Here is a 10,658-nt window from a genome sequence, read left to right on the forward strand (position 1 = left end):
GCAAACTTGTGCGCTTGACATAAATACGTACGTACGTATTATTTGCTTATGGCTAGACAATCACTTCGCGAAAGCCTTCTCAATGCCGGTTTCCAGATTATCTGGGGTTCCGGCTACGCAGCCGCAGGCGTGCGCGACATCGTCGCCGCGGCCGGCGCCCGGCCGGGCTCCTTCACCAACCATTTTGCTTCCAAGGAGGAGTTTGTCGGTGAGGTGCTGGAACGCTACTTCGCCTATGTCAGCGGGCTGGTCGAGGATGCCTTGGCGCATGACGGCACGCGGCCCGCCGGCAGGCTGCGCCGCTATCTCGACGTCATCACTTCCAAGCTCGAAGCGCATGACTGGGCGCGCGGCTGCATGATCGGCAATCTCAGCCTCGAGATAGCCGTTCACAGCGAACCGCTGCGGCTGCAACTCGTCGCCATCTTCGAACGATGGCGTAAGCCATTCGCGGCCTGCATCGCCGAAGGCCAGGCGAGCGGCGAGATCAGCAAGGCGTTCAATGCCGAGGACCTTGCCGATTTCCTGTTGTCGTCGTGGCAGGGTGCCATGCTGCGCATGAAGGTCGAGCGCAGCCCGGAGCCGCTCGAGCGGTTCAAGAACATCATCTTCAGCACCGTGTTTGGGAAGGAGACGTTGCGATGAATTCAAAGACCGACGGACAACACACCGGCGCTACCGCGTTGCGGCGTTCACAAGTGGCCGTGCTCGATTCCACCATGTCCTATCTGGAGGCCGGCGCGTCCGGCCCGACGGTGCTGTTCCTGCATGGCAATCCAACCTCCTCCTACATCTGGCGCAACATCATTCCGCATGTCGCGCCGGCCGGTCGCTGCATCGCGCCCGACCTGATCGGCTATGGTCAGTCGGGCAAGCCCGACATCGACTACCGCTTCTTCGATCACGTCCGTTACCTCGATGCCTTCCTCGAGGCGCTCGACATCGAGGATCTGGCGATCGTCGCGCAGGACTGGGGCACCGCGCTTGCGTTCCATCTCGCGGCAAGGCGGCCACAGCGCATTCTGGGACTTGCCTTCATGGAATTCATCCGGCCCTGCGAGCGCTGGGACGATTTTCACCAGCGCCCGCAGGCACGCGAGCTGTTCAAGGCGTTGCGCACGCCAGGCGTCGGCGAGAAGCTGGTGCTGGAGGATAATATCTTCGTCGAAAAAATCCTGCCCGCTTCAGTCTTGCGGCCGATGAGCGATGAGGAGATGGCGGCCTATCGGGACCCGTTCCCGACGCCGCAATCTCGCAAACCGGTGCTGCGCCTGCCAAGGGAACTGCCGATCGAGGGCCAGCCCGCAGACGTCGCGGCCATCAGCGAGCACGATCACCGGGCGCTGCGGCTTTCCACTTATCCGAAGCTGCTTTTCGCGGGCGATCCCGGTGCTTTGATCTCGCCGCAAGCGGCACAGGAATTTGCAGCCGGGCTGAGGAACTGCCGATTTATCAATCTGGGGGCGGGGGCCCATTATTTACAGGAAGATCACCCTGATCCGATCGGCAAGGCTATCGCTGACTGGCTGCCGGAGATTGCTCGGGCACAAAGCCTGGCCGAACTGGCCTGAACCGGGGGCAGCGGGCACGAGGCATCTCCCGCGCATGTCGACAGGCCGGCGCGGCGCTGGTAGAAGCGCCGCCTGTCACACGGAACTCCTGGAAGCAATGCCCGAAGCCATCACAGAAGCGGTATCGCGCCGACGCACCTTCGCGATCATCGCCCATCCCGACGCCGGCAAGACCACGCTCACTGAAAAGCTGCTGCTGTTCGGCGGCGCCATCCAGCTTGCCGGCGAGGTCAAGGCCAAGAAGGACCGTATCCAGACCCGGTCCGACTGGATGAAGATTGAGCGCGAGCGCGGCATCTCGGTCGTCACCTCGGTTATGACCTTCGAGTATGACGACAATGTCTTCAACCTGCTCGACACGCCCGGCCACGAGGATTTCGCCGACGACACTTATCGCACGCTCTCGGCTGTCGACTCCGCCGTCATGGTCATCGATGCCGCCAAGGGCATCGAGCCGCGCACGCTGAAGCTGTTCGAGGTCTGCCGCCTGCGCGACATCCCGATCATCACCTTCGTCAACAAGATGGACCGCGAGAGCCGCGATCCCTTCGAGATTTTGGATGAGATCGAGCAGAAGCTGGCGCTGGACACAGCCCCGGTCACCTGGCCGATCGGCCGAGGCAAGACTTTTTGCGGCACCTATCACCTGGCGCTGAACGCTGTGCGCAAGAGTGACGACGAGAAGGAGCGCACGCCGGTCCACGGTCCGGACTCCAATCGCGTCGCCGGGCTTTTGCCGGAAAACGAGCGCAACGACTTCATCGAGGAGCTGGAGCTGGCGCGCGAAGCCTGCCGTCCGCTTGATGTCGACGCCTTCCGTGAGGGGCACCTCACGCCGGTCTATTTCGGCTCGGCGCTGCGCAATTACGGCGTGCGCGACCTGATCGAGGCGCTCGGCGCCTACGGGCCGCCGCCGCGCGCCCAGGAAGCCGATGAGCGAACGGTGGAGGCCACCGAGGAGAAGATGACCTCGTTCGTCTTCAAGATCCAGGCCAACATGGACCCCAACCACCGCGACCGCATCGCCTTCGTCCGCGTCTGCTCGGGCAAGCTCGAACGCGGCATGAAGGCCAAGCTGGTGCGGACCGGCAAGCCGATGAGCCTGTCTGCGCCGCAGTTCTTCTTCGCCCGCACCCGCGTCACCGCCGACGAGGCCTTCGCCGGCGACGTCGTCGGCATCCCCAACCACGGCACGCTGCGCATCGGCGACACACTGACCGAAGGCGAGGAGATACTGTTCCGCGGCGTGCCGAACTTCGCGCCGGAAATCCTGCGCCGCGTCCGCCTCGGCGACGCCATGAAGGCCAAGAAGCTCAAGGAAGCGCTGCATCAGATGGCCGAGGAGGGCGTCGTGCAGCTGTTTTCGCCAGAAGACGGCTCGCCGGCGATCGTCGGCGTTGTCGGCGCGCTGCAGCTCGATGTGCTGAAGGAGAGGCTGAACATCGAATACACGCTGCCCGTGGATTTCGAGATGTCGCGCTTCTCGGTCTGCCGCTGGATCTCGGCCGACGACAAGGCGGACGTGCTGCGCTTCATCGAGACGCATCGCGGCGACATCGCCCGCGACCTCGACAACGATCCGGTCTTCCTCGCCCAGCACGCCTTCTCGCTGAACTACGAGGCCGAGCGCTGGAAAGCGATCCGCTTTGCGGCGGTCAAGGATTATCAGGTCCGCGACAAGGCGGCGTGAGACGCAACCTGGCCTTCTCCCCGTTTACGGGGAGAAGGTGCCCAAAGGGCGGATGAGGGGCGGCGCCGGGGTTGAAGGTTTCGCTTACCCTCCCGCCACCGCTTCGAGCTTGTCGATCTCGATCTTGCCCATCTGCATCATCGCCTGCATGACACGGCCGGCCTTGGCCTGGTCGGGGTCCTGCAGCAGGCGCGGCAACTGCTCCGGCACGACCTGCCAGGAAACGCCGAACTTGTCCTTCAGCCAGCCGCAGGGCCCGGGCTGGCCACCGCCCTCGGTCAGCCTTTCCCAGAAATGATCCACCTCGCCTTGCGTCTTGCAGTCGATCGACAGCGAGATCGCCTCGGTGAATTTGTATTGCGGCCCGCCGTTGAGCGCCTGGAAGGTCACGCCGTCGAGCTCGAACGAGGCCACCAGCACCTGGCCTTCGAGGGCGTGGCCCTTGGGCCAGCGCGTCACGCTCAGCACCTTCGAATTCTTGAAGATGGAGACGTAGTGGTTCATGGCCTCCTCGGCCTGGCCGTCGAACCACAGGAAGGTGGTGATCTTTTGCATGTCCGCTCCTTGGGCTTGTTCACGTTGGTTCCGTCTCAAACGGCGCGCCGGCGATGTGCCACGGACCGTTGCCGCAAGGACGTATCGGCGGGGCGCGATCCGACAGCAGCTCCAAAATTTCCTGAAGATTTGTGGCGCAGCGCAAAACTATGGCAAGGCCGGACCATGGCCGCTATAACCGCTGCCGACTAGAATTCAGCGCCGCCACGCCCCGCATCGGCGCGGCAAGCCAGCAAGGACAATTCGATGCCTGCCTATCGTTCCCGCACCACCACCCATGGCCGCAACATGGCCGGCGCCCGCGGCCTGTGGCGCGCCACCGGCATGAAGGATTCGGATTTCGGCAAGCCGATCATCGCGGTGGTCAACTCCTTCACCCAGTTCGTGCCCGGCCATGTGCATCTGAAGGATCTCGGCCAGTTGGTCGCGCGCGAGATCGAGAACGCCGGCGGCGTCGCCAAGGAGTTCAACACCATCGCCGTCGATGACGGCATCGCCATGGGCCATGACGGCATGCTCTATTCGCTGCCGTCGCGCGAACTGATCGCCGACTCGGTCGAATACATGGTCAACGCGCATTGCGCCGACGCCATGGTCTGCATCTCCAACTGCGACAAGATCACGCCCGGCATGCTGATGGCCTCGCTGCGCCTCAACATCCCGACCGTCTTTGTGTCCGGCGGTCCGATGGAGGCCGGCAAGGTGGTGCTGGCCGGCAAAGCGCAGGCGCTCGACCTGGTCGACGCCATGGTCGCCGCCGCCGACGACAAGATTTCCGACGAGGACGTCAAGCTCATCGAGCGCTCGGCCTGCCCGACCTGCGGCTCCTGCTCCGGCATGTTCACCGCCAATTCGATGAATTGCCTGACCGAGGCGCTGGGTCTCTCGCTGCCCGGCAACGGCTCGACTTTAGCCACCCATGCCGACCGCAAGCGGCTGTTCGTCGAGGCCGGCCATCTGATCGTCGATCTCGCCCAGCGCTATTACGAGCAGGAGGACGAGAGCGCGCTGCCGCGCAGCATCGCCTCCAAGGGCGCCTTCGAGAACGCCATGGCGCTCGACATAGCCATGGGCGGCTCGACCAACACGGTGCTGCACATCCTGGCCACCGCGCACGAGGGCGAGGTCGACTTCACCATGGAAGACATCGACCGGCTGTCGCGCAAAGTGCCGGTGCTCTGCAAGGTGGCGCCGGCCAAGTCCGACGTGCACATGGAGGACGTCCATCGCGCCGGCGGCATTTTTGCCATCCTCGGCCAGCTCGACGAAGCCGGGCTGATCAACCGCGAGCTGCCGACAGTCCATACAGCGACGCTCGGCGAAGCGCTCGACCATTGGGATATAGCCCGCACCTCCGCCGAGAATGTGCGCGAGTTCTTCCGCGCGGCGCCCGGCGGCGTGCCCACCCAGGTCGCCTTCAGCCAGGACCGCCGCTGGGACGATCTCGACACGAACCGCGAGACGGGCGTCATCCGCTCGGCCAAGACGCCGTTCTCGAAAGATGGCGGCCTTGCGGTGCTGAAGGGCAACCTGGCGCTCGACGGCTGCATCGTGAAGACGGCCGGCGTCGACGAGTCGATCCTGAAGTTCACCGGCCCGGCCCGCGTGTTCGAGAGCCAGGACGCCTCGGTCAAGGCGATCCTCGGCAACGAGATCAAGGCTGGCGACATCGTGGTCATCCGCTATGAGGGACCGCGCGGCGGCCCGGGCATGCAGGAAATGCTCTACCCGACCAGCTATCTGAAGTCGAAGGGCTTGGGCAAGGCCTGCGCGCTGATCACCGACGGCCGCTTCTCCGGCGGCACGTCGGGTCTGTCGATCGGCCACGTCTCGCCGGAGGCTGCGGAAGGCGGGTTGATCGGGCTGGTTGAGGAGGGCGATACGATCGAGATCGATATCCCGAACCGCAAGATCCATCTCGCCGTCAGCGAGGCCGAGCTCGATGCCCGCCGCGCCGCCATGGCGGCGAAGGGCGCGGATGCCTGGAAGCCGGCGGAAAAGCGCAAGCGCAAGGTGACGACCGCTCTGCGCGCCTATGCCGCCTTCGCCACCAGCGCCGATAAAGGGGCGGTGCGGCGCGTGCCGGAGTGAGGTTTGCACCAGGCCCCCTACCTCCCGCTTGAGGGAGGTCGGACCGAAGGTCCGGGTGGGGAGTCGGCGTCGCACCCCGCCCCGCTGCTTCGCAGCGACCCTCCGCCACAAGGGCGAGGGTAAAGCCCGCGCTACGGCATCAGCTGGTATTCATAAAGCTTCTGATAGAGCCCGCCCTGCTTGAGCAGGGTCTTGTGCGGGCCGCTTTCCCGTACCTTGCCGTTCTCCAGCACAACGATGGTGTCGGCCTGATGCACGGTCGACAGCCGGTGCGCGATGACGATCGTCGTGCGCCCGACGGTGAGCTGCTGCAGCGCGTCGCGGAACAGCGCTTCCGACTCGGCGTCCAGCGCGCTGGTCGCCTCGTCCAGAAGCAGGATCTCGGCGTCGCGCAGCATGGCGCGCGCGATCGAGATGCGCTGGCGCTGGCCGCCTGAGAGCAGCGAGCCGTTCTCGCCCACTTCGGTGTCGTAACCCTTGGCCGTGGCGCTGATGAAGTCGTGCGCGTTCGCTGCCTTGGCGGCGGCGATCACCTCTTCGTCGGTCGCGCTCTCACGGCCGAGGCGTATGTTGTGCATGATCGTGCCGGCAAACAGGAACGTGTCCTGGCTGACATAGGCGATCTTCTGCCTGAGCGAATCGAGCGTTGCGAAGGATATGTCCTGGCCGTCGAACTCCACTTTGCCGCTCTGCGGGTCATACATGCGCATGATCAGGTTCAGGATCGTCGACTTGCCGCTGCCCGAGGGCCCGACCAGCGCCGTCATCTTGCCGGCCGCCAGCGTCAGGTTGAAACCTTCGAACACCGGCGGACTCTCGGGATAGGCGAAGCTGACATTGTCGAAGCGGATCTTGCCCGGGCCCGGCTGCAGAGGCTTGGCGTCGGGCTTTTCGGCCAGCGTCAGCGGCCGGTCGGCAAGCTGGAACATCATGCGCACGCCGACGATGCCGGTTTCCAGCGAGATGCGCACGCGCGCCAGGCGCTTTGCCGGCTCATAAGCGAGCAGCAGCGCCGCGATGAAGGCCATGATGTTGCCCGGCATCTGGCCGCCTTCCAGCACCAGGAAGCCGCTGACCAGCACGGCGCCGGCGATCGCCAGTCCGGCCAGCGTTTCCATCACCGGGCTGGTGGCGGCCTCCAGCGTCGCGATGTTGTTGGCGCGGTTCTGCACGTCCGACACGGCCTTGTACATGCGCTTGCGCATCGCGCCTTCGAGGTTGAAGGATTTGACGACACGCACGCCGATCGCCGTCTCCTGCATCACATGCACGATCTGGCCGAGCGAGCGGAATTCCATCTTGGCGATCTTGCGGACGCGCTTGAGGATGCGGTTGACGCCATAGATGGCCACCGGACCGACGACGAAGCAGATCAGCGACAACGCCGGCTGTTGCCAGACCATGACCGCGACCAGAACAATCAACGTCACCAGATCGCGCACGTAAGATGTCACGACGAGGTCGAGCACGCTGCGCGCGGCCTGGGCATTGTTGGTCATGCGGGCGATAAGCTCGGACGACGAGGTCGCATGATAGAACTCGATGCCCTGGGCGAGGATACGGTCATAGATCTTGCGCTGCCGGTCGGCGATGATGGCGTTGCCCACCCGGCTCATGAAATAGGCCTGGACGAAATTGGCGAGGCCCTTGAGCAGGAAGATCACGGCGACGGCCGCGGCAATCAGGTTGACGCGGTCGATCCTCTTGTAGATCACGAATTCGTTGGTGATCTCGCGCAGGATCCAGGCGCTGGCGCCCGTCGTGGCGGCCACCACCAGCATCGACACTATGGCGGCGCCATAGCCGAATTTATGCTCTCGGAAGGATTCCTTGAGCAGCCTTATGATGAGGCGCTGGTTCTCCGTCGAGCGGAAGAAGCGAAACAAACGGCTGATCCCATGCGAATTTCGGATTCGCCACGAAGGCGAGTGGCGGCTTATAGAGCGAGTTGCCGCCGGATGGAACCGTTCGCCGTCAAGACAAGCAAACGGCTGCGGCGGGATGTCTACAGAGGGATGACGACAGATGGATTTCGATCTCATCGTGCGCGGCGGCACGCTGCCGGACGGCAGGATTGCCGACATCGGGGTCACCGGCGAAATCATCCGGGCGATCGAGCCTCAGCTGCAAGGCGCCGCTCGCACCGAAGTCGACGCGCGCGGCAATCTCGTCTCGCCGCCTTTCGTCGATCCGCACTTCCATATGGACGCCACGCTGTCCTACGGCATTCCGCGCATCAACGCCTCCGGAACGCTGCTCGAAGGCATCGCGCTCTGGGGCGAACTGAAGCCGCTCCTGACCCACGAGGCCGTGCGCGACCGCGCCCTCGCCTATTGCGACTGGGCGGTGTCGATGGGCCTGCTTGCCATCCGGAGCCATGTCGATGTCTGCGACGACCGGCTGCTCGCGGTCGAGGCGCTGCTCGACGTCAAGAAAACGGTCGCTCCCTATCTCGACCTGCAATTGGTCGCCTTCCCGCAGGACGGGCTTTATCGCTCGCCGACGGCGCGTGAAAACACCATCCGGGCGCTGGATATGGGCGTCGACATCGTCGGCGGCATTCCGCATTTCGAGCGCACCATGGCCGACGGCACGCGCTCGGTGACGGAACTCTGCGAGATCGCCGCCAAACGCGGCCTGATGGTCGACATCCATTGCGACGAGACCGACGATCCGCTGTCGCGCCACATCGAGCAGCTTGCCTATGAAACGCAGCGCCTCGGCCTGCAGGGCAGGGTGGCCGGCTCGCACCTCACCTCCATGCATTCCATGGACAATTACTACGTCTCGAAGCTTCTGCCGCTGATTGCCGAGGCCGGTGTCTCGGCGATCCCCAATCCGCTGATCAACATCATGCTGCAGGGGCGCCACGACACCTTCCCGAAGCGGCGCGGCCTGACCCGGGTGAAGGAGATGCTGGCGCTCGGCATCCGCGTCGGCTGGGGCCAGGATTGCGTGCTCGATCCTTGGTATTCGCTGGGCACCGCCGACATGCTCGACGTCGCCTTCATGGGCCTGCATGTTGCGCAGATGTCGAGCCCGGCCGACATGGCGCGCTGCTTCGACATGGTCACCAACGTCAACGCCGCCATCATGGGCCTCGACCACCTCGGGCTCGCGGTCGGCAAGCGGGCGAGCCTCGTGGTGCTCGACGCCGGCAACCCGGTCGAGGCGGTACGCCTGCGCCCCGAGCGTCTCTGCGTCATCGCCAGGGGCAAGGTGATTGCGGAACGGACCAAGCAGGAGACCAAGCTTTCGATTGCCGGACGGCCGGACAAGGTGAACCGGCGGCACAAATCGGCTTAGTTTGTCGGCCGGTCGCGCGCTGACGGACCGTATGCCTTGGCGATTAGCCGAAGCGCCTGCAGCTTCGTCATCCTCGGGCGGAGCAAGGAGCGAAGCGACGCGGCGTAGACCCGAGGATCCACGCCGTGACTTGAGAGCGCCGCGGCGATGCAGAATTCTGCTCCGCTGCGTTCTTCGGCTGGGGTCACGGCATGGATCCTTGGGTCTTCACTCCGCTTCGCGTCGCTACGCCCAAGGATGACGAAGTTCGGGTCGGCTTCGATCAATTGGGTTCGCCATGGTCCACTGAAACCAACGCTGAAGTCCTGGCTGCCAACACGCCCTCAACCCCCGCGCGCCACTAGCGCCAGCCGATTTCCGCCGCTGGTCTTACCGATACCTCGAATTTCCCTCGTCAAACCGGTTGCTTGCGGCTAGGGAGCCGCATGGTTCAGACCGTCGCCCGCAATTTCACGATCAGGAATGCCCTGCTCGCCGGCATCCTCCTGATGCTGGCCGGCGATTTCATGTTCGCGCTCAACGACGCCATGGGCAAATGGCTGGTCACCAGTTTCTCCGTCGGCCAGGTGGTGATGATCCGTTCCATCGGCGCCTTCTTCGTGCTCGGCCCGATGATCGCCAACCAGGGCGCGGGCAAGCTGTTCCAGATGGAAAGGCCGGTTCTGCAGTTGCTGCGCGTGGTGGCAACCACGGCCGATACCGGACTGTTTTACGCCGCCGTCGTCTATCTGCCGCTTGCCGACGTGATGAGCTTCTACATGGCCGGCCCGATCTATGTCGCGGCGCTCTCGCATCTTCTGCTCGGCGAGAAGGTCGGCTGGCGGCGCTGGCTGGCGATCCTGGTCGGCTTCTGCGGCGTGCTGATCATCCTGAAGCCCTCCTCGGCGGCGTTCTCGCTGTCGTCGACTTATGCACTGATCGGCAGCATCGCCTTCGGCTTCGCCATCATTCTCGGCCGGCGGCTACGCGGCACCAGCGACACCACTTTAGTCACCTGGCAGACCATCGGCACGCTGGTCGTCGGCGGCGCGCTGACCATCGGCGCCTGGCGCACACCCTCCGCGCTCGATTTCGGCGCCATGCTTTTGCTCGGCGTCGTCTCCTGCGCCGCCCATCTGATGATCACCAGGGCGCTGAAGCTGGCACCGGCCTCGACGCTGGCGCCGCTGCATTACAGCCTGCTTCTGTGGGCTGTCGTTTTTGGCCTGGTTTTCTTCGGCGATGTACCGAGCCCGCGCATCCTGGTCGGCTCGGCGATCGTCGTGCTCGCCGGCATCTTCATCTTCCACCGTCAGAAATTGGTGGAAACCGTGGTGCCCCCCGAGAACGTGCCGAAGGGCGTCAACTAGTTTCTCAAGCGATGATTTTGAAGGTTGCAGGTTTGTCGGCAGCCAGGATTTCACCGTTCCATCACAAACGTTCGCAATTGGCCGAAGCCTTCGTCT

At 64.2% G+C, this 10,658-nt stretch carries 8 protein-coding genes; 6 read left to right on the plus strand and 2 right to left on the minus strand.

The window, feature by feature from the left end; all coding sequences use genetic code 11:
• Positions 1-48 precede the first annotated feature (48 nt).
• The 3 genes from EH240_RS30540 to EH240_RS30550 all read left to right on the plus strand — a co-directional run bounded on the left by EH240_RS30540 (position 49) and on the right by EH240_RS30550 (position 3,261).
• Complete coding sequence (locus EH240_RS30540; protein WP_125005561.1) at positions 49-645, plus strand: TetR/AcrR family transcriptional regulator; 597 nt, start codon at positions 49-51, stop codon at positions 643-645.
• A complete protein-coding gene (locus EH240_RS30545) occupies positions 642-1,571 on the plus strand; it encodes a haloalkane dehalogenase (RefSeq protein WP_125005563.1) in 930 nt (309 codons plus the stop codon). The genes EH240_RS30540 and EH240_RS30545 overlap by 4 nt, the downstream gene beginning before the upstream one ends.
• Before the next feature lie 97 nt (positions 1,572-1,668).
• On the plus strand, positions 1,669-3,261 hold the full coding sequence (locus tag EH240_RS30550; protein ID WP_125005565.1) for a peptide chain release factor 3: 1,593 nt from the start codon (positions 1,669-1,671) through the stop codon (positions 3,259-3,261).
• Between the two features lie 84 nt (positions 3,262-3,345).
• Here the strand turns inward: EH240_RS30550 and EH240_RS30555 are convergent, their stop codons facing one another.
• Positions 3,346-3,816, minus strand: coding sequence for a VOC family protein (locus EH240_RS30555; RefSeq protein WP_125005567.1), 471 nt, complete (start codon positions 3,814-3,816; stop codon positions 3,346-3,348).
• Positions 3,817-4,062: 246 nt separating this feature from the next.
• Here EH240_RS30555 and ilvD point away from each other — a divergent pair, with 246 nt between their 5' ends.
• Positions 4,063-5,907 carry a dihydroxy-acid dehydratase gene (gene ilvD / locus EH240_RS30560; RefSeq protein ID WP_125005569.1) on the plus strand — a complete coding sequence of 615 codons (1,845 nt, stop codon included), beginning with the start codon at positions 4,063-4,065 and terminating at the stop codon, positions 5,905-5,907.
• A gap of 131 nt (positions 5,908-6,038) precedes the next feature.
• Here ilvD and EH240_RS30565 read toward each other — a convergent pair whose 3' ends face one another.
• Positions 6,039-7,793, minus strand: a complete 1,755-nt coding sequence (locus EH240_RS30565) for an ABC transporter ATP-binding protein (protein ID WP_125005571.1) — start codon at positions 7,791-7,793, stop codon at positions 6,039-6,041.
• Between the two features lie 139 nt (positions 7,794-7,932).
• Here EH240_RS30565 and EH240_RS30570 point away from each other — a divergent pair, with 139 nt between their 5' ends.
• Positions 7,933-9,213 (plus strand): amidohydrolase family protein, encoded by a 1,281-nt coding sequence (locus EH240_RS30570; RefSeq protein ID WP_125005573.1) that lies wholly within the window; start codon positions 7,933-7,935, stop codon positions 9,211-9,213.
• A gap of 425 nt (positions 9,214-9,638) precedes the next feature.
• Positions 9,639-10,562, plus strand: coding sequence for a DMT family transporter (locus EH240_RS30575; RefSeq protein ID WP_125005575.1), 924 nt, complete (start codon positions 9,639-9,641; stop codon positions 10,560-10,562).
• Positions 10,563-10,658: the final 96 nt, after the last annotated feature.

It is taken from the genome of Mesorhizobium tamadayense (assembly GCF_003863365.1).
GTDB classification, from domain to species: Bacteria; Pseudomonadota; Alphaproteobacteria; order Rhizobiales; family Rhizobiaceae; genus Mesorhizobium; species Mesorhizobium tamadayense.

Coding starts and splice junctions, on each gene's coding strand:
- EH240_RS30540 (WP_125005561.1), top strand. CDS start 49: ATGGCTAGACAATCACTTCGCGAAAGCCTTCTCAATGCCGGTTTCCAG.
- EH240_RS30545 (WP_125005563.1), top strand. CDS start 642: ATGAATTCAAAGACCGACGGACAACACACCGGCGCTACCGCGTTGCGG.
- EH240_RS30550 (WP_125005565.1), top strand. CDS start 1,669: ATGCCCGAAGCCATCACAGAAGCGGTATCGCGCCGACGCACCTTCGCG.
- EH240_RS30555 (WP_125005567.1), bottom strand. CDS start 3,816: ATGCAAAAGATCACCACCTTCCTGTGGTTCGACGGCCAGGCCGAGGAG.
- ilvD (WP_125005569.1), top strand. CDS start 4,063: ATGCCTGCCTATCGTTCCCGCACCACCACCCATGGCCGCAACATGGCC.
- EH240_RS30570 (WP_125005573.1), top strand. CDS start 7,933: ATGGATTTCGATCTCATCGTGCGCGGCGGCACGCTGCCGGACGGCAGG.
- EH240_RS30575 (WP_125005575.1), top strand. CDS start 9,639: ATGGTTCAGACCGTCGCCCGCAATTTCACGATCAGGAATGCCCTGCTC.